Below are 17,831 nucleotides of genomic sequence, written 5' to 3' on the forward strand. Positions count from 1 at the left end.
ATATATCCATTTTTGCTTTATAAAAGTTGAAAAATGGAAATCTTTGGATATGTAGCATCGGTTTTTATCGGTATTTCTTTAGGATTGATTGGCGGTGGCGGAAGTATTCTTACCGTTCCTGTTTTGGTTTATCTCTTCGGAATTGAGGCTTTTCTGGCAACAGAATATTCACTTTTCATTGTGGGAATCAGTAGTTTGGTTGGCTCGGCTTCTTATTTCAAAAAAGGATTGGTTAATTTTAAAACAGCTTTAGTTTTCGGTTTTCCTTCCATCATTTCTATTTTTCTGACAAGAAATTACCTTTTGCCTCTTATTCCTGATGAAGTTTTCACTTTTGGAAGTTTCATTGTGACCAAAGACATTTTTCTTCTGTTACTATTTGCAGGATTAATGATTACCGCTTCCTATAAGATGATTCAGAGAAGTGTTGTACTAAAAACGATAAATTCAGAAAAAAACAATACACCTTTGGCAGTAGCTGAAGGTTCTGTAGTCGGTATTCTGACAGGTTTGGTAGGAGCAGGAGGCGGATTTATGATTATTCCTGCCTTGGTCAATCTTCTCAAAACGCCAATGAAAACTGCCATTGGAACTTCTTTGGTCATTATTTCTTTAAATTCTCTGATCGGATTTTTTTCATCAATGAATCACGTCAAGATCGAATGGAATTTATTATCAACCATCACCGCAATTGCCATCGTTGGAATTATCATTGGCTCGCAATTATCAAAGAAAATTGATGGCAAAAAACTGAAACCTGCATTCGGATGGTTTATTCTGGTGATGGGAATTTACATTATTATTAAAGAACTTTTCTTCTAATATTATTGGGGCAGCTTTATCCGCCTTCCACTCCCGCTTTTTTGCTCGTCGTTCCTCCTCACAAAAAGAGCTCCGTTCAAGTCGGGCAGCAATCATTCGGTGTTTCAAAATAGGAGATAATTAATTAAAACTCTTATGTAACAAAAGTAGCTGTAGAACAGAGTTCAAACCCGGAAATTTGTATCAAATTAAAATTAAATAAAAAATATTAAAATGAAAATAGAACAGATCTATACAGGATGTCTCGCTCAGGGAGCTTATTATATTGTTTCAAAAGGTGAAGCGGTGATCATTGATCCTTTAAGAGAAACTCAACCTTACATCGAGAGACTGGAAAAAGACAATGTAAAATTAAAATACATTTTTGAAACCCATTTTCACGCAGATTTTGTGAGTGGCCACGTTGATTTAAGTAAAAAAACAAATGCGCCAATCGTTTATGGACCAACGGCAAAGCCCGAGTTTGAAGCCATCATTGCTCAAGACGGACAGATCTTTGAAATCGGAAAAATCAAAATAAAAGTTCTGCACACACCGGGACACACAATGGAAAGTTCTTCCTTTTTGTTAATCGATGAAAACGGAAAAGAAAAAGCACTTTTCAGTGGAGATACTCTGTTTCTCGGCGATGTCGGTCGCCCGGATCTGGCTCAGAAAGCGGTAAATATGACCAAGGAAGAACTTGCTGGGCTTCTTTACGATAGTTTATACCAAAAAATTCTGCCTTTGGATGATGAAATTATCGTTTATCCTGCGCACGGAGCCGGTTCTGCCTGCGGAAAAAATATGCAGAAAGAAACGGTTGATACGTTGGGTAATCAAAAGAAAACAAATTATGCATTGAATCAAAAAGACAAAGAAAGCTTTATAAAAGCTGTTACAGAAGGGCTTCTTCCTCCACCTTCTTATTTCGGGATGAATGTAGCGATGAATAAAAAAGGCTATGAGAGCTTTAATGAGGTTTTATCTAAAGGTCTTCACGCTCTTTCTCCTGAAGAATTTGAAGAAATGGCAGAACATTCAGGAGCTTTGATTTTGGATGTCAGAAATAATGAAAATTTTGCTAAAGGTTTTATTCCTCAATCGATTAATGTTGGGTTAGGCGGAGATTTTGCACCTTGGGTCGGTGCTTTGATTGTAGATGTAAAACAACCGATTTTATTAATTACCGATGAAAATAATGAAGAGGAAACGGTCACAAGACTCAGCAGAGTAGGGTTTGACAATGTTTTGGGTTTTCTGAAAGGTGGTTTTGAAGCCTGGAAAAACAGCGGAAAGGTAATTGATATCGTTAACAGAATCTCTGCAAACCAATTTGAAAATGAGATTAAAGATAAAGACCTTACAATCATTGATGTACGAAAAGAAAGTGAGTACGAAGCAGAACACGTCGATGAAGCCTATAATAAGCCTTTAGCTTACATCAATGAGTGGATTAACCATATTGAACCGACCGAACATTTTTATCTTCACTGTGCAGGCGGGTACCGAAGTATGATGGCGGCGAGCATTCTTCTGGCAAGAGGCTACAGAAATTTTACCGAAATTGAAGGTGGATTTAATGCAATCGCACAAACTGATGTTCCCAAAAGCAATTTCGTTTGTCAAAGTAAAGTTTTGAAGTAATTTTGAATTAAATAATTAAATTAATGTTAGATATCATAAAAGAACCCTGGCCATGGTATATCGCAGGTCCTCTGATTGGTCTTACTGTTCCGACTTTGCTGATTTTAGGCAATAAATCTTTCGGAATCAGTTCGTCATTGCGACATATTTGCGCAGCCTGTATTCCGGCAAACGTGAGTTTTTTCAAATACGACTGGAAAAAAGAATCCTGGAATTTATTCTTCGTTTTAGGAATTTTCTTCGGAGGAATGATTGCCATTCATTTGCTGATGATTCTTGGAGGAATTACAGTCAATCCAAACCTTAAAGCAGAATTGGCAACCTATGGGATCACGGATTACAGCAATCTTGTCCCGACACAACTGATGAATTTTGAAAGTTTATTGACGTTAAAAGGATTCATTATGATGGTTGTCGGTGGATTTTTGGTTGGCTTCGGAACAAGATATGCGGGAGGTTGCACCAGCGGACACGCGATAATGGGACTTTCCAATCTTCAATGGCCTTCTTTAGTAGCGACCATTTGCTTTATGGTCGGCGGTTTTTTAATGGCAAATGTGATTTTTCCAATCATTCTTTCACTCTAAATATATTTAATAATGAAAAAAGAAACAGATATACGTCACCAGGATACCATTTGTACCAACGAAAGCCATCTTCAGCACAAATGGTATCACAATTTGAAATATTTAATAGTTGGTGTTTTATTCGGGATCGTGTTTGTAAAAGCTGAGATTATCAGCTGGTTCAGAATTCAGGAAATGTTCCGTTTTCAATCATTTCATATGTACGGAGTGATTGGAAGTGCAGTTCTAACGGGAATGATTTCTGTCTGGCTGATTAAAAATTTCAAAATAAAAACCATTTACGGAGAAAAAATTTCAATTGCTCCTAAAACTTTTAACAAAGGACAAATTTACGGAGGTTTAATCTTCGGATTTGGCTGGGCCATTACAGGAGCTTGTCCGGGACCTCTTTTTGCACAGATTGGAACAGGAGCTTTTGCGGTTATTATTACTTTGGTGAGTGCTGTTTTCGGAACTTGGGTGTACGGATATTTCAGAGACAAGCTGCCGCATTGATAGTATTTAAAAAAGCTTTATATAACAAAAGTAGTGGTACGCTTCAACCTAGTTAAAAACCTTGCACAGGCGAGCTAGTTGATCGGTGGTCAGGCAAAGGGTAAAGCCATTGTTATTGATGTCATAAGATTACAGAAGAAAATAATCTGATCGCGATTCTGGGTAGATGTTGCAAAGTCTTTGCGATTACAACTATAATGATTTTACTGCTTGGTAAAAAAGACTGTAATGGGTGGTCATCCCTTTATAGTCTTTTTTTGGAACAAGATTTCAGTGAGCAATCTTATTTCAATTAGTTTTTCAATATCTTTACAATGCAATTGATCTCTGACCTCAATCCTTATACCACGTCCCTCTGCATACACTTTTGCAGCTATAAGTTCAGTTTTTATACTGTCTGAAATGCTGCTTTAAAGAATTTTTCTCTTGGCAAAAGATATATTATAACCCGGTTTCTATCTTTAACTCGCAGACTCCATCAAAATTTTTCGCCGTAAAAATGCCATTCTGACTTCGAATTGTGGTCATGTTGATGAGTGAATTTCTCAAGGCTTTGCCATAGGTTATAAGTATCACCTAGGGCTTCTTTCAATTGATCTAATGTAGGAATTTCATCCTTATTGTTAAATTTTTCATGATATTCAAAAAGTTTTAAAGGAGTTTTTTCAGACTTAAGGATTATCTTTTAGCTCCTCCATTTGATTTTGGAGATCCGGTAACTTTTTCCCTACTCTGGAAAATGTCATAGCTTATATTTTTGTTCCTGTTGGACATGAAAATAAAGTAGCTTAACCTGTCGTTGATTATATTTTCAAAATATTTAAAACAAGAAAAAATAAAACTATCTCAATTTTCTTTTCAGGTGATAGTACCGGAATAATAACCCATCATACCATAAGGCAAATAATAGTAGACTTGCGGGAATAAGAAGAGTTCTTAAGTTAAAATGTTGATAGGTGAGTGCCCCAAGTATTCCCCCAAAAAAGAAACAACTGATGATCATAAGCTTTAAAAAAATGCTTTTATTTAATTGTATTCTTTTTTCTTTTTCCCTATGGAAAAGCTGCTGAGACAATTCGATTCCCAGATCTGTAAAGAGCCCTGTGAGATGGGTGGTCCTTACTACAGACTGCGAAACACGGGTAACAAGAGCATTTTGCAGACCCATGGCAAAAAGTAAAGCTGAAGAAAATAGTAGAGCTAAAGAAGAACCATCAGGTAATAATTCAGGTGAAAAACCAATGACAAGCATGATCACAATCTCAATAGACAAAGGAACCATATAGGAAGTATGGGATTTATGTTTTGAAGCCCATTCCATAATAGCTCCTGAAACAAAGGATCCCAGTAAGAAAAATAAAATGTACAACAAATACATAAAGGCCATTTTATAATTTTTTATAAATAGTTGTTCCGAGAAATAAGCAAAGTGTCCCGTAACATTGGTGGTTAGGGTGCTTGCAGAGAGAACCCCTGTGATATTCACTAACCCTGCAACACAGGATAAAATAGAAGCCAGTTTTAAATTATGCGAATATGTTCGTCTTTTCCCTTTGTGTCTAAACATGAATAATTCCTTTAGGTTAATTGTAAGCTATGAATTTTTGAAAGACAAAATTATTTCTTGCAGGCTATCAGAAGCCATAGAACACAAAAAAAATTATCTATTAATATTAGCAATACGGATCAGGCTTTCCAAATCTGTCAATTGTATTTTTCTTCCTTCCATTGTGATAAGATGATCCTCCCGGAAATCATGAAGTATACGGGCTAATGTTTCATTGGCTGTTCCTACCATATTGGCAAGATCTGTCCTGGAAAGAGTGATATATACCTTATCTTCCGAACCATTTAATCTATATTTTTTATGAAGGATTAACAGGCTGAGCGCCACACGCTCCCTGACTGTTCGTTGGGATAAAACGGTCATGAGATTAGCCATTACACTGAATTCATGGCTAAGGCTTTTGAGAAGCAATGTTGAAAATACTTTCGACTGATCAAGAATATTCAAAAAATCCTCTTTGGGGATAAAAGCAACAGCAGAATTTTCTATGGCCTGGGTTGTATCTCCATAGGAATCATTGCTTAATATCGCTGAATATCCAAAAAATTCTCCAGCATTATAGATGTAAATAATCTGTTCCCTGCCGTCATTATCCACCTTATACTTTTTTACCTTACCCTCTTTTAAAAAAAATATCCCATTAGGAATAGTCCCTTCAGTAAATATGGCTTCATTTTTACGGTAGTTTTTAATCTGCATCACCTTTTGAAGCATTTCCTTATCATATAGAGAAAGTTCCTCAAAAAGATATTGACTATTAAAAATAAACTTTGAAATCATGGTTTACTAAATTAAGCAATTTTAAGACAATATAAATTTGACTTAAATCAAGTTTAGAAAAGGTGTACGTCATTTATTCATTCTTATAATTCAGCTACTTTTGTGGGCATTCAACCCTTAATTGACTTATGGAATATTTAGAATCTCTAAGAAATATTGGGATTATCCCCAATAAAGAAGTCTATTGGAATTTATCCGAGCCTCAACTGATATCTCAGACATTAAAAAAAGGCCAGGGCATTATCACAAGGTCAGGAGCTTTGGCTTGTGATACTGGTGAATTCACAGGACGCTCTCCGAAGGATAAGTATATTGTAATGGACGATAAAACCAAAGACTCCATTTGGTGGGGCGATGTTAACCATCCTTTTTCCCCTGAAGATTTTGAAAGTTTGTATGACAGTGTTATAGCCCATCTTTCAGATAGAGATATTTATGTCAGGGATGCCTATGCTTGTGCAAAACCTGAATACAGGCTGAACATAAAAGTTATCACGGAGACTGCATGGTCAAATTTATTTGTTAATAATCTTTTTTTAAGACTTACAGAAAAGGAACTGGAAACCTTTCAGCATGAATGGCTGATCCTTAATGCTCCCGAGTTTAAAGCAATTCCTGAAATTCATAAAACCCGTCAGCATAATTTCACGATTATCAATTTCACTAAGAAAACAATCCTTATTGGGGGTAGTGGGTATACCGGAGAAATCAAGAAAGGAATTTTTACGGTATTGAACTATATCCTGCCGTTTGAAAAAAATGTACTCTCCATGCACTGTTCCGCTAATATTGGAATTAATGGTGATACGTCTGTGTTTTTTGGTCTTTCCGGAACAGGAAAAACCACGCTCTCAGCAGATTCTTCAAGAAAGTTAATCGGTGATGATGAACATGGGTGGGATGATGAAAGTGTCTTTAATTTTGAAGGTGGATGCTATGCTAAATGTATAGGCCTGAGCCAGAAAAAAGAACCGCAAATATTTTCAGCAATCCGCTCCGGAACTTTGCTTGAGAACGTGCGCTTTTTTGAGGGAACCGATATTGTTGACTATGATAACGTCTCAGTTACAGAAAATACCAGAGCAGCTTATCCTATCGACTTTATCAATAATGCAGTGCATCCTTCCATCGGAAAAACTCCTAATAATATTTTCTTTTTAACCTGTGATGCTTTTGGAGTTCTTCCTCCCATATCAAAATTGTCAGTAGGGCAGGCTATGTATCATTTTATTTCTGGCTACACTGCGAAAGTAGCGGGAACCGAAGCTGGAATTACAGAACCCCAGACAACATTTTCAGCATGTTTTGGAAAACCTTTTTTACCGCTTCATCCCACACAATATGCAGAACTGTTAGGAAAAAAATTAAAAGAAAATAATATCAAGGTATGGCTTATTAATACCGGTTGGTCCGGAGGAGCTTATGGTAAAGGAGAACGTATACAATTAGCCTATACCAGAGCCATGATATCCGCAGTACTCGAAAATAAACTCGAAAATGTGGATTTTGTATGTGATGCTGTATTTGGACTTCAAATTCCTGTAGAATGTGAAGGAGTCCCATCTGAAATTTTATATCCTAAAAATACGTGGAATGACCAGTCAGAATATGATGAAAAAGCACAGCATCTTGCTGTGCAGTTTGTACAAAACTTTAAGTCTTTTGAGTCTTTTGCGGATGAAGAAATTCTGAGCGGAGCTCCATTGATCCAAAATGAGATTAACTCATAGAATAAGAATATAAATTAATAAAAGAACGATAATAATGAAGATCCCTAAAAATCTCTTGTATACTGAAGATCACGAGTGGGTTAGATTAGAAAATGATATGGCCTATATCGGAATTACTGATTTTGCCCAGCGTGAATTAGGAGATATAGTGTATGTTGAAATAGAAACCCTTGGGGAAGTTTTAAAACAGCATGGGATATTTGGAACAGTTGAAGCTGTAAAGACTGTATCGGACCTTTTCCTGCCAATTGCCGGAAAGATACTGGAAATTAATCCCAAATTAGAAACAAATCCTGAACTGGTAAACTCTGACCCTTATGGAGAAGGGTGGATGATTAAAATGAAAATTGAGAATCTTTTTGATATAGAATGGCTGTTGAGACCTGACACATATACATGTTTAATAGGATTATAATAAATGACAACTAAAAAACTAAAGAAAACAGCATTTAATGCGATGCATCATGCTCTTGGAGGGAAAATGGTGGAATATGCCGGATATGAAATGCCTGTTCAGTACAAAGGAGTCACTCATGAGCATGAAATGGTAAGACGTGGTATTGGAGTTTTTGACGTTTCTCATATGGGCGAGATTTCAATACAGGGAAAAGGTTCTTTGGAATTAATCCAAAAAATCACTTCTAACGATGTATCAAAGCTTTATCCGGGAAAAGTACAATACAGCTGTATGCCCAATGATATCGGCGCACTTATTGATGATTTGCTGGTCTATAAAATAAGCAAAAACGATTACCTGCTTGTTGTTAACGCTTCAAACATACAAAAAGACCTGGATTGGATAAAAAGACATAATTCTTTTGGAGCAGAAGTAACCAATATTTCAGATTCAGTTTCTTTATTGGCCGTTCAGGGACCAAAATCAGTAAAAGTGTTACAGGGCTTGACGGATATTAATCTAAGAGACATGGAGTCTTATACTTTCACCATTGGTGAATTCGCCCATATTCCGAATGCTCTGATCTCAGCGACAGGATATACAGGAGAATCAGGATTTGAAATCTATGTAGAAAATAAATATGCAGCTCATTTATGGGAGGCTATATTTGACGCGGGAAAAGATGAAGGTATTGAACCGATTGGACTGGCTGCAAGAGATACACTGCGTCTTGAAATGGGGTACTGTCTTTACGGGAATGACATTAATGATTCTACTTCACCATTGGAAGCTGGTTTGGGCTGGATAACAAAATTTACCAAAGATTTTATTTATAGCGGATTCTTAAAAATTCAAAAAGACAAAGGAGTTACTAAGAAGCTGGTTGGTTTTGAAATTGAAGAAAAAGGGATCCCGCGCCACGGGTATGAAATTTGGGATCATCATCATCAGATTATTGGAACGGTTACCTCAGGAACATTATCCCCTACACTCAAAAAAGGAATAGGGATGGGATATATCTCTGTTGAAAATGCTAAGCCTGGAACTGAAGTTTTTATTAATATCAGAAATAAACCTGTCAAGGCTGTCATTGTTAAAATTCCATTTATTAAAAAATAGATTAGTACATAAAAATAAGATTAACTCATCGTATGCTTTTTCCCAAAAACCTTTATTATACTGAAAATCATTTGTGGTTAAGAAAAATAGGATTATATGATTTCTGTATAGGTATTACAGATTTTGGTCAAAAGGAGATAGGAGAAATTCACCTGATTGAATTTAGCCCGCAAGAAACCATAAGAAAAGAAGATCCTTGGGGAGCTGTTTATGGAATTAATAAGACTTTTCAGCTCTTAGCTCCCTGTGATTGTAAAATTATGGAAGTAAATCAAAATGCAACCATAAAGCCTTCGCATATTAACACAGATCCTTATAACTGCTGGCTTTTTATTCTTTCAACTAATATCTCAACAGATGAATTTTTAACGTATAATGATTATATAGAAATAACAAAATGATTTTTAAACAGCTTAGACAGAATATTGATGTAAAGGATGCCGTTTTTAATGAAATATATCCTCCGAATATACAGGCAGTAGCAGAAAAACACTGGACTCCAGTTGCCGTTGCTAAAATGGCAGCAGAATACCTGGCGGAAAAATCGGGTAAGAAGGTGCTTGATATTGGTGCTGGTGCCGGAAAGTTTTGTCTGGTGGGTGCTGCTTCTACAGAAGGATTTTTTATGGAGTGGAGCAGAGATCTTCCCTGACTAAAATATCAAGGAAAATAGCAGACAGGCATAATATCAAGAATGTAAAATTCATCAATTCCAATATCAATGAAATTTGCTTTTCTGATTATGAAGCCTTCTACTTTTTTAATTCCTTTTTTGAAAATATAGATACCTCACATCCGATTGATAACGCAATACTTCCTGACAGTGAATTATATCATTCTTATTCAGATTATGTAAAAGAACAATTAAATAAAACTCCCGTTGGAACCCGCTTAGTTACGTATTGGAGTAAATGGGACGAAATCCCAAGGAACTTTGACTTGGTAGATTCTGCCTGCAATGGATTTTTAAGTTTTTGGAAAAAGGTATCTTAACTCAGTTTTGGAAAAGATAAATTCACAAACTCCATTTTCTCTCTTAAAAAAGCTATCTGAAACTATTAATTCAAAGTAATTATAATTATAAAAACATTTTTTCAAGAAATGAATATAGTAGATAAAATAAAAACCCGTCTTGGCCCTCTGGGAAATCATGCTCATTATGCACACGGATATTATGCCTATCCTAAGCTTGAAGGAGAGATTGGTAATACCATGTTTTTTAATGGAAAGAAAAAACTGGTTTGGAGTCTGAATAATTATTTAGGTCTGGCTAATCATCCTGAAGTAAGATTGGCAGATATTGAAGGAACGAAGCAGTATGGTCTTGCCTATCCGATGGGAGCAAGGATGATGAGCGGAAATACCAAACTACATGAAGAATTTGAAGAAAAAATAGCTGATTATGTTCAGAAAGAAGATGCCTTTTTATTAAATTACGGTTATCAAGGAATGGTATCAATTATTGACAGTTTGGTAGACCGAAAGGATGTAATTGTCTATGATGCTGAATCCCACGCCTGTATTATTGATGGAATACGTTTGCATTTGGGGAAACATTTTGTTTTTAAGCACAATGATATAGAGAATTGTGAGAAGCAATTGGAACGCGCAAAAAAAATAGTATCTGAAACAAAAGGAGCCATATTGGTGATAACAGAAGGTGTTTTTGGAATGCGTGGAGATCAGGGAAAACTAAAAGAGATTGTTGCCCTGAAGAAAAAGTTTAACTTTTCTTTATTGGTAGACGATGCCCATGGTATTGGTTGCTTAGGAAAGACTGGAGCAGGCACAGGTGAAGAGCAAGAGGTGCAAGATGGCATCGATTTTTATTTTGGAACGTTTGCAAAATCATTTGCCGGTATTGGAGCTTTTATTGCCAGTACGAAAGAAACAATCTCATTTCTGAAGTATAATATGCGTTCTCAAATATTTGCTAAAGCATTGCCAATGCCGATGGTATTCGGTGCTTTAAAAAGATTGGAATTAATGCGTACAATGCCAGAACTTAGAGAAAAGCTTTGGGAAATAACCCACAGCTTACAAAAAGGCTTAACTGAAGCAGGTTTTGATATTGGGAATACAAATTCTCCGGTAACCCCAGTTTATCTCTATGGAACTATAGAAGAAGCGACTGAGCTGGTTAGTGATTTACGCGAAACCCACCAGCTGTTTTGCTCTATGGTGGTTTATCCTGTTGTACCGAAAGGAATGATCATTTTACGATTGATTCCTACTGCTGTTCATACTTTGGAAGATGTAGAGATGACAATTTCTGTATTTAAAGAAATCAGGGCTAACTTAAATTCTGGTTATTATAAATAGCAATCCAGAAATAGTAATACATTAGAAGCGAAAACAATTTAAGTAAATGTCTGTATATTGTAATCTTAACTAAAAGTATTATTTTATAAACTGAAATACATGGTCTGAATATTATGTATATTTTTTTTGGGGGTATTACTACATTTTGTAGTAATACCTTTTTTGCGGTTAATTGGATAAATGTTTCTACCACATTAGCTGTACAAAAAAACTTGGAGTTGCTATCTTTTTTGAGGCAAAATTTATATACTCTTTAAGAATATGAAAAAAGATTAGAAGAATTCAAAATTAGAATTGCGATTCGAGCATTTTTAAGCGAGTAATAAGGTAATGCAGAGTTTGATTATTTCAAGACGTAGAAATTTACAAATACTACATTTAAAAAATGGCACCAACTGTCTTTAGTTGGCACCATTTGGCTGTGTGTGACCAAGACGAGCGTATCTTGAAACACTTTTGTAGATGATTTGGTTCGTTTGAGCTAAATTAAGCTAGAATTACAAAACTCATTTTTTATCTGATAATTTTCTTACGCTATGCTTCTTACAATTTACTTTTAAGCATTTAGAAACATTCAAACATGGAACTATTTGTATTCAATTGAATTTGCTTGTCTTATACTGGCAAATATCAAATTACCGAAATATTTAAAGCAGATCGCTACAATATAAGGTCTTGCTTGAGCAATTTCATTAATTTAATAAATCAAAATGATTTTATTTAAACCTTAAATTCAAGGAAATAATGTCAGACTTCATTCCAATCGACTTCGCGTAATGACCATATCGAATTTCGATCATATTGAGACGCTCAATTCCAAACAAACCGTTCTTCGGACTGAAACGGATTCCTGCTCCGTAAAAATGACTATCAAATTTCGATAGGTCGTAATTACTGGTGTAAAAATCATCAAAAGCCGTGTGCTTTTGATAAGGTGCAAAATATTTTGCAGCAGTCTGAGAATAATACCTGTAAAAAGGACTCACCGAAACAAAGGGAGAAATTTTCACCGGAGTTTCCAGACTGAATGTATTTGATTTTAGTCCCCAATCATCAGTATAATAGCGGTAATATGCTTTTAAAATTACTTTATCACCAAGAAAATAATTCGCTCTTACTCCCAAAGGAATTTTAAAACGCTTATCCGGCAACGCTTCCTGATGAACCGAATGATCCGTAAAATAAACTCTGTGAAAAGGTAAACTCAAATATCCCGTCTGCTGAATACCATCTGCTAAAAATTCTATTTGGAAATTCTGATTGATGATCTGAGAATAGGATAGAGAAAGTGCAAATGTATTCCTGCCACTTGTACCTTCATTATCTGCAGTGCGCAATTCTATCGGAGCAATCAATTTTACCTGATCCAGATAAGCCTGAAATTTTGCTGTAAATTCTCCCATTTTGTTGGCTGTTTTTTGAGAAAAGCCAATATTTGCCCCATAAGACTGATAATCGAATTCTGTGGAGAATGAAACTCCTGCCATCAATGTACTGCCTTTGGTTTCATTTTCACGACTCCAGCTTAATCCGGGATAAATTCTGTTATCTGCATGGGAAGCTGATGAATTGGCTTTTAGATCAATCATATCGGAAGATGCCGATGTATAATGATCGATCCCGACACTGAAGTTGAATTTATTTTTTCTGTCTTTTTTATCATATTTCACCATTGTTACATCAATGGTATTGGAAACGTCGGTCAGTTTTTCAGAGCCTGTTCCTCCTGTTACTGCCGAATTGTTTCCGTCCTGTTTATAATAGCTGGAAACTAAATTGGCTTCATCAAAAGTCAGTTTTTTCGGCTGTTCGCTGCTTGTATTTTCCTGCGCTTTTATATTAAAAATTCCGAAAAGAGCAACGATACTTATTATCAATTTTTTCATTTTAGGTCACAATTAAATTCTACAATTACTCTTTTTTTAATTGCATCCGCAACCGCCGCCCACTTTTCCTGCATTGGCTCCCGAAGAGCCTTCCCTGTAAGACTGGAAGCTCAGTTCTGTTTTTTCTATTGTTCTGTTTCCGAGAACCATTTCAGCATCGTTTAATTTGTTTTTTTCGTATTCTTTTACTATTGTACAGGATTGTACAGAAGCAATTGTTACTAAAAAGCAAATTGCTGTTGTTATTTTTATGAAATTTTTCATTTGAATTGAGTTTGTTTTTTAAGGACAAATGGAATCTTAGATTTCATTTTAGATTAATGTTTTGAGATGAATAAATTTTGTCCTGGTCATCAATGATGATACATTCCAGATGGTTGATCTGATTCACCATATTGAGGGCAAAATCAATTCCCATAATACTTACGGGAGTTGCCATTGCGTCAGCAATTTCTGCGTTCGGACAAAAAATGGTAACACTTTTTACGCCCGAAACCGGCATTCCGGTTTTCGGGTTGATGGTATGAGAATATTTTTTACCGTTAATGTGAACAAACTTTTCATAATTTCCTGAAGTTGCAATGGCCATATCTGTGATATTCATATAAGAAAATGGCTGTTTTGCATTTTCCGGATCGGCAATTCCGATAGTCCAGGGTTTTCCGTCAGCCTGATTTCCCCAAGTTGTCAGGTCACCGGAAGCATTTACAATTCCCGATATAACACCTCTTTTCTGGAGAAGTCTTTTTGCCATTTCAGCGGCATAACCTTTTCCGATTCCTCCGAACCCGATTCTCATTCCTTTTTCTTTCAGAAATACGGTCTGGTTTTCGCGATTCAGCAGGATATTCTTATAATTGACTAATTTTAAATGCTTTTTAATCAATTCAGGATCAGGAAGCTGTTTCATTTCCTGGTCGAAATTCCAGAAACTTTTATCGATACCGCCGTATGAAATGTCAAAATATCCGTCTGTGATATTGCTGATTCTCAGACTTCTTTCGATAAGGTCAAAAACTTCCCAATCAACTTCAACAGACTGTATTCCTGCATTTTGGTTGATGAGGTTGGTCTGGCTTTCTTCATTAAAAGTTGTCAGCAGTTTTTCAATTCTCTGGATTTCTTCGATAGCAGCGTCAATATGATGTTGCGCTATCTTTTCATCATCAGTAACAACGGTAATTTCAAAAGCATTCCCCATTAATTTCTGAGGTCTTTTGAATTCTTTTAACATAATTCTCGTGCTATTTTTGATTTTCTTTGATTTCTCTTATCTTTTTGCTGAAAGCCAAGGCGTTTTCAGAAGGAAGACCTTCCCAGCTTTTCAGTACTTTTCCTTCAGAATTCAATAAGAGTGTATAAGGAAACAGTCCTTTTGAATTATACTGATTTGCGAGTGAATTGTTTTCTTTTTTCAATTCGGGAGAAAGCTGATTCTTTTTGTTTCTTGGAAAATCTGCATTGATATAAACAATTACATTTTCGGTTTCCAGTTTTTTGAAATCTTCTGTTTCGATAATATTTTTATGAAGCTTAATGCACGGAATACACCAATCCGAACCGGAAAAATTGAGCAAGATAAGTTCTTTATTTTCTGCTGCATGTTTTTTAGCGCTCTCAAAACGGTTTTGGGCATGAATACCAACAGCAAATACAGCCAACAATAGGGCTGAAAATATTGTTTTCATTATTTTAAAGATTAATGATAATAAAAAAGATGATGATATTGATTTAAAGATTATAAATCAATTGCCAAACTATGAAAAAGAAAATTTAGGGGGTTCCCAAACTGAAGCCAGAAAACCTTTATAGCAAAGATCTTCATCTTTTGAAGGAATTTTATTAAATGTTAATGGACTGAAGTTATGAATTGCTTGCTCAAAACTGAACCCTTGATTAATTGTAAAAACCAATGCAAGAGGTGCAGAATGAATAATAAACGGTAATTTTTGATCTTTGCGGTAATCTTTGTCTTTTACAGGATGATCATAATGCGTTTTCAGAAATGCTGTGAGAGACATTTCCGGATTCAAAGCTTTATGCTCCCAATAATGTTCTATTAAATCTGGGATTTTCAACAGCTGATACAGTTCGGTTGTTGAAACCAAATACAAACATAGAAGCAATATTGAAATTAACTTTTTCACTCAATCAAAATTATAAAATGTTTTGGTTAGAATGGTTTTAAATTAAGAATTAAATGATAGCCTTTAATCTTTTCTCTTCATTTCCTTCATAAGATCCTCCAGATAGTCAGTTTGTACATCTTGTATTTCCAAGAGTTTTTTATTTTGGTTTACCAATAGATGGTCTATTTTTTCACTTAGCAATTTAATTTCTAATTCAGCTTTTAAATTGATTTTATAGTCGTGTTCTCCTCTTAGTCTATCTTTTTGTTCTTGTCTGTTTTGACTCATCATAATAATCGGAGCCTGAATGGCCGCTAAACAGGAAAGAATGAGATTGAGTAAAATAAACGGAAACGGATCAAATGAATTAGTTAATAGCCAAACATTAATCATCATCCATAGTAATATAAATGAAAAAAAAACAATAATAAATGCCCAGCTGCCTCCAAACAGTGCTACTTTATCTGCAACTTTTTCTCCAATAGTTAATTCTGATTCAATTTCATCTTGTATATTTTCTGACAGAATGGAGTTATTTTTAATGGCATCCACCACATCCAAGTCTATGATGGCCAGTTCACCTTTTTCCTGTGATATTAAAGAAGTTAAATAAAGACGTCTATAGGTATTCAATTCAATTAAAGAAATATAATGATCTTTTGAAAAGCCGGGGAAATCCATTCGTAATAAATTAAAAATACCATCTCTAATATCCTGACCAAGTATTTCTTCACCTTTCCCGATTTTTTTTTTGCTGATATAGCTTGTTTCCATTGTTGATCTTTTCAAAATTTAAAATTATTTTTATTTAAAGTATATTTCATGATGTTCTCTTTGTTTATCATTTGTTTTTACTGTCACTATTGTATGTATAGACAGACTTATGATTGCAGCGAAAAAGCACCAAACGGAGAGTATATAATGATTGTAAAAGATTGCTGAAATTATATAAGAAACCAAAATGGCTATACCAAAAAAGTGCATTCTTTTTACGTGAGAAAAAAATGGAGGAATAATCGTTGCCAAGCCATACAATATCATACTGTAATTTCTCAGCGAAGCAGGATAGTCTTGGATGTAAGTGATATGATGGCCAATGATTTTTGCTTCCACCTGGTATGATAAAAGACAATAAGCCAAATAAATGCTTACGATGATTCCTGCGCCCAATAATATCTTCTGTATTTTCTTTCGTGTCTCATTTTCCTCAAGCATTAAGAGAGAAATGGGTACCCAAATGGGCCATAGAATTTCTGCGAAAAATAGAAATATGAAGGTTGTGGTCTTTTGTATATTGATATATTCCGGATGGGGAAGGGTGAGCCATAATATTCCTTCTGTTAGTTGTTGGACTCCAAAAATGAGCGGAATGCATGCAAAAAGGTGCTGTGAAGAGTGGCGTGTTTTTATTACACATGCTATACCAATTGCCGTTAGGCCTATACCCGCTGAGAAACTTGAAATTGCTGAAAAACACATGTGCTTGGGATTTTAGAGATTATTTTCCTTATATTTTTACAATGAAATGTTAAATTTAATCGCTACTTTGCTCTTTGTTAAAAGTAGTTTTCGTTGCAATTTTTCAATGTTGCGGTACACCGATTGAATTGAAGCCTTACATTTCAGATGATCAACTATTTTTTGAATATTCATAATCTACAAATAGCCCGTTATCTACATGTTGTATCCCTGGAGTTTTCCATGCAATACGTTCAGCTTCATCTTTTTGATGCCATGAATTTACTGTACCTGTTAATGTCACTGTAGTACCAGTTACCTTTATATGAATATCACTATTGTATACAACCCAGTTCATTTTCATAGCATTTTCAATATCCATTTGTTTGATAGCGTCTATTATTTCTGATTTGATTTTAATATGATTGATGATCGCCTTTACACCGGGAAGATAATGTATTGCATTTTTTGTAATTTCTCTTTCATAGTCCCATTGCACTTCACCCTCTAAAGTTACCTGCCCGTTTTCAACAATTACTTTGATCATATTCTCCGGAATAAATGCATTGGATTTAAAAGCTTCTAAAATTTCATGGGCAATCTCATTATCAGTTTTTGATAAGGAATCCGGAGATTTTACGATGATATTCTCTATTAAGACTTTTACTCCAACAACTTTTTTTGCAGCATTTTCTGCCTCTATTTTTTTAGCATAGTGATCAACTTCTCCTGTAAGAGAAACCACACCGTCTTTTGCAGTGACTCCGATTTCTGCTGAGTGTAGTAATGGTTCCCATTTAATGGCATCCTGAACATTCTTTTGTAGTTCGGCATTTGTTTTCATTGTATCTTAATTGATCATTCAAAATTCCAGAAACATTCCAGAATATTCTATGATCAGTATCACGATAAA

Annotated in this window: 23 protein-coding genes; 11 read left to right on the forward strand and 12 right to left on the reverse strand. The window is 35.2% G+C overall.

What is annotated here, in order from left to right:
- Positions 1-33: 33 nt before the first annotated feature.
- The 4 genes from H560_RS0114405 to H560_RS0114420 all read left to right on the forward strand — a co-directional run bounded on the left by H560_RS0114405 (position 34) and on the right by H560_RS0114420 (position 3,530).
- Complete coding sequence (locus H560_RS0114405; protein ID WP_027380700.1) at positions 34-822, forward strand: sulfite exporter TauE/SafE family protein; 789 nt, start codon at positions 34-36, stop codon at positions 820-822.
- Between the two features lie 213 nt (positions 823-1,035).
- Positions 1,036-2,448, forward strand: coding sequence for an MBL fold metallo-hydrolase (locus H560_RS0114410; RefSeq protein WP_027380701.1), 1,413 nt, complete (start codon positions 1,036-1,038; stop codon positions 2,446-2,448).
- A gap of 23 nt (positions 2,449-2,471) precedes the next feature.
- Positions 2,472-3,035, forward strand: a complete 564-nt coding sequence (locus H560_RS0114415) for a YeeE/YedE family protein (RefSeq protein ID WP_027380702.1) — start codon at positions 2,472-2,474, stop codon at positions 3,033-3,035.
- Between the two features lie 12 nt (positions 3,036-3,047).
- Positions 3,048-3,530, forward strand: a complete 483-nt coding sequence (locus H560_RS0114420) for a DUF6691 family protein (protein WP_027380703.1) — start codon at positions 3,048-3,050, stop codon at positions 3,528-3,530.
- A 236-nt stretch (positions 3,531-3,766) separates the two neighbouring features.
- Here H560_RS0114420 and H560_RS23785 read toward each other — a convergent pair whose 3' ends face one another.
- The 4 genes from H560_RS23785 to H560_RS0114430 all read right to left on the reverse strand — a co-directional run bounded on the left by H560_RS23785 (position 3,767) and on the right by H560_RS0114430 (position 5,877).
- Positions 3,767-3,934, reverse strand: a complete 168-nt coding sequence (locus tag H560_RS23785; RefSeq protein WP_394330265.1) for a DUF3788 family protein — start codon at positions 3,932-3,934, stop codon at positions 3,767-3,769.
- 74 nt (positions 3,935-4,008) lie between these two features.
- A complete protein-coding gene (locus H560_RS23790; protein WP_155845017.1) occupies positions 4,009-4,212 on the reverse strand; it encodes a DUF3788 family protein in 204 nt (67 codons plus the stop codon).
- A 159-nt stretch (positions 4,213-4,371) separates the two neighbouring features.
- Positions 4,372-5,097, reverse strand: a complete 726-nt coding sequence (locus H560_RS0114425; RefSeq protein ID WP_027380704.1) for a YoaK family protein — start codon at positions 5,095-5,097, stop codon at positions 4,372-4,374.
- A 93-nt stretch (positions 5,098-5,190) separates the two neighbouring features.
- Positions 5,191-5,877 (reverse strand): Crp/Fnr family transcriptional regulator, encoded by a 687-nt coding sequence (locus tag H560_RS0114430; RefSeq protein WP_027380705.1) that lies wholly within the window; start codon positions 5,875-5,877, stop codon positions 5,191-5,193.
- A gap of 128 nt (positions 5,878-6,005) precedes the next feature.
- On the opposite strand from H560_RS0114430, the gene pckA reads away from it, so the two are divergent.
- The 7 genes from pckA (at position 6,006) to H560_RS0114460 (ending at position 11,445) form a co-directional block, all read left to right on the forward strand.
- Complete coding sequence (gene pckA, locus H560_RS0114435) at positions 6,006-7,607, forward strand: phosphoenolpyruvate carboxykinase (ATP) (RefSeq protein WP_027380706.1); 1,602 nt, start codon at positions 6,006-6,008, stop codon at positions 7,605-7,607.
- Positions 7,608-7,641: 34 nt separating this feature from the next.
- On the forward strand, positions 7,642-8,022 hold the full coding sequence (gene gcvH, locus H560_RS0114440; protein WP_027380707.1) for a glycine cleavage system protein GcvH: 381 nt from the start codon (positions 7,642-7,644) through the stop codon (positions 8,020-8,022).
- A 3-nt stretch (positions 8,023-8,025) separates the two neighbouring features.
- The gene (gene gcvT / locus H560_RS0114445; protein ID WP_027380708.1) at positions 8,026-9,123 is read left to right on the forward strand and encodes a glycine cleavage system aminomethyltransferase GcvT; all 1,098 of its coding nucleotides are present in this window, start codon (positions 8,026-8,028) and stop codon (positions 9,121-9,123) included.
- A gap of 32 nt (positions 9,124-9,155) precedes the next feature.
- On the forward strand, positions 9,156-9,524 hold the full coding sequence (locus tag H560_RS0114450; protein WP_027380709.1) for a glycine cleavage system protein H: 369 nt from the start codon (positions 9,156-9,158) through the stop codon (positions 9,522-9,524).
- Entirely contained in the window at positions 9,521-9,775 is a 255-nt protein-coding gene (locus tag H560_RS23400) for a DNA methyltransferase family protein (protein WP_228372485.1), read from the forward strand. The genes H560_RS0114450 and H560_RS23400 overlap by 4 nt, the downstream gene beginning before the upstream one ends.
- Complete coding sequence (locus H560_RS23405) at positions 9,754-10,116, forward strand: hypothetical protein (protein WP_228372486.1); 363 nt, start codon at positions 9,754-9,756, stop codon at positions 10,114-10,116. Before H560_RS23400 ends, H560_RS23405 begins: the two co-directional genes overlap by 22 nt.
- 108 nt (positions 10,117-10,224) lie before the next feature.
- Complete coding sequence (locus tag H560_RS0114460) at positions 10,225-11,445, forward strand: aminotransferase class I/II-fold pyridoxal phosphate-dependent enzyme (protein ID WP_027380710.1); 1,221 nt, start codon at positions 10,225-10,227, stop codon at positions 11,443-11,445.
- A 716-nt stretch (positions 11,446-12,161) separates the two neighbouring features.
- Here H560_RS0114460 and H560_RS0114465 read toward each other — a convergent pair.
- The 8 genes from H560_RS0114465 to H560_RS0114510 all read right to left on the reverse strand — a co-directional run bounded on the left by H560_RS0114465 (position 12,162) and on the right by H560_RS0114510 (position 17,762).
- Complete coding sequence (locus H560_RS0114465; protein ID WP_027380711.1) at positions 12,162-13,331, reverse strand: DUF3570 domain-containing protein; 1,170 nt, start codon at positions 13,329-13,331, stop codon at positions 12,162-12,164.
- 36 nt (positions 13,332-13,367) lie between these two features.
- Positions 13,368-13,595 carry a DUF4266 domain-containing protein gene (locus H560_RS0114470; protein ID WP_027380712.1) on the reverse strand — a complete coding sequence of 76 codons (228 nt, stop codon included), beginning with the start codon at positions 13,593-13,595 and terminating at the stop codon, positions 13,368-13,370.
- A 43-nt stretch (positions 13,596-13,638) separates the two neighbouring features.
- The gene (locus tag H560_RS0114475; protein WP_027380713.1) at positions 13,639-14,565 is read right to left on the reverse strand and encodes an FAD:protein FMN transferase; all 927 of its coding nucleotides are present in this window, start codon (positions 14,563-14,565) and stop codon (positions 13,639-13,641) included.
- 10 nt (positions 14,566-14,575) lie between these two features.
- Entirely contained in the window at positions 14,576-15,019 is a 444-nt protein-coding gene (locus H560_RS0114480; protein WP_027380714.1) for a thioredoxin family protein, read from the reverse strand.
- A 69-nt stretch (positions 15,020-15,088) separates the two neighbouring features.
- Positions 15,089-15,478 carry a hypothetical protein gene (locus H560_RS0114485; RefSeq protein ID WP_027380715.1) on the reverse strand — a complete coding sequence of 130 codons (390 nt, stop codon included), beginning with the start codon at positions 15,476-15,478 and terminating at the stop codon, positions 15,089-15,091.
- 63 nt (positions 15,479-15,541) lie between these two features.
- On the reverse strand, positions 15,542-16,234 hold the full coding sequence (locus H560_RS0114490) for a DUF1003 domain-containing protein (RefSeq protein ID WP_027380716.1): 693 nt from the start codon (positions 16,232-16,234) through the stop codon (positions 15,542-15,544).
- 30 nt (positions 16,235-16,264) lie between these two features.
- Positions 16,265-16,939: a DUF6629 family protein gene (locus tag H560_RS23130; RefSeq protein WP_162143863.1), complete on the reverse strand. Its 675-nt coding sequence runs from the start codon at positions 16,937-16,939 to the stop codon at positions 16,265-16,267.
- A 151-nt stretch (positions 16,940-17,090) separates the two neighbouring features.
- A complete protein-coding gene (locus H560_RS0114510; RefSeq protein ID WP_027380719.1) occupies positions 17,091-17,762 on the reverse strand; it encodes a BON domain-containing protein in 672 nt (223 codons plus the stop codon).
- Positions 17,763-17,831 lie beyond the last annotated feature (69 nt).

The organism is Chryseobacterium daeguense DSM 19388 (genome assembly GCF_000430825.1).
In the GTDB taxonomy this organism is placed as follows: domain Bacteria; phylum Bacteroidota; class Bacteroidia; order Flavobacteriales; family Weeksellaceae; genus Chryseobacterium; species Chryseobacterium daeguense.

Bases quoted from the DNA above. Each gene is read 5' to 3' on its own strand.
- H560_RS0114405 (WP_027380700.1), top strand. From the start codon at position 34: ATGGAAATCTTTGGATATGTAGCATCGGTTTTTATCGGTATTTCTTTA.
- H560_RS0114410 (WP_027380701.1), top strand. From the start codon at position 1,036: ATGAAAATAGAACAGATCTATACAGGATGTCTCGCTCAGGGAGCTTAT.
- H560_RS0114415 (WP_027380702.1), top strand. From the start codon at position 2,472: ATGTTAGATATCATAAAAGAACCCTGGCCATGGTATATCGCAGGTCCT.
- H560_RS0114420 (WP_027380703.1), top strand. From the start codon at position 3,048: ATGAAAAAAGAAACAGATATACGTCACCAGGATACCATTTGTACCAAC.
- H560_RS0114425 (WP_027380704.1), bottom strand. From the start codon at position 5,097: ATGTTTAGACACAAAGGGAAAAGACGAACATATTCGCATAATTTAAAA.
- H560_RS0114430 (WP_027380705.1), bottom strand. From the start codon at position 5,877: ATGATTTCAAAGTTTATTTTTAATAGTCAATATCTTTTTGAGGAACTT.
- pckA (WP_027380706.1), top strand. From the start codon at position 6,006: ATGGAATATTTAGAATCTCTAAGAAATATTGGGATTATCCCCAATAAA.
- gcvH (WP_027380707.1), top strand. From the start codon at position 7,642: ATGAAGATCCCTAAAAATCTCTTGTATACTGAAGATCACGAGTGGGTT.
- gcvT (WP_027380708.1), top strand. From the start codon at position 8,026: ATGACAACTAAAAAACTAAAGAAAACAGCATTTAATGCGATGCATCAT.
- H560_RS0114450 (WP_027380709.1), top strand. From the start codon at position 9,156: ATGCTTTTTCCCAAAAACCTTTATTATACTGAAAATCATTTGTGGTTA.
- H560_RS23400 (WP_228372485.1), top strand. From the start codon at position 9,521: ATGATTTTTAAACAGCTTAGACAGAATATTGATGTAAAGGATGCCGTT.
- H560_RS0114460 (WP_027380710.1), top strand. From the start codon at position 10,225: ATGAATATAGTAGATAAAATAAAAACCCGTCTTGGCCCTCTGGGAAAT.
- H560_RS0114465 (WP_027380711.1), bottom strand. From the start codon at position 13,331: ATGAAAAAATTGATAATAAGTATCGTTGCTCTTTTCGGAATTTTTAAT.
- H560_RS0114470 (WP_027380712.1), bottom strand. From the start codon at position 13,595: ATGAAAAATTTCATAAAAATAACAACAGCAATTTGCTTTTTAGTAACA.
- H560_RS0114475 (WP_027380713.1), bottom strand. From the start codon at position 14,565: ATGTTAAAAGAATTCAAAAGACCTCAGAAATTAATGGGGAATGCTTTT.
- H560_RS0114480 (WP_027380714.1), bottom strand. From the start codon at position 15,019: ATGAAAACAATATTTTCAGCCCTATTGTTGGCTGTATTTGCTGTTGGT.
- H560_RS0114490 (WP_027380716.1), bottom strand. From the start codon at position 16,234: ATGGAAACAAGCTATATCAGCAAAAAAAAAATCGGGAAAGGTGAAGAA.
- H560_RS23130 (WP_162143863.1), bottom strand. From the start codon at position 16,939: ATGTGTTTTTCAGCAATTTCAAGTTTCTCAGCGGGTATAGGCCTAACG.
- H560_RS0114510 (WP_027380719.1), bottom strand. From the start codon at position 17,762: ATGAAAACAAATGCCGAACTACAAAAGAATGTTCAGGATGCCATTAAA.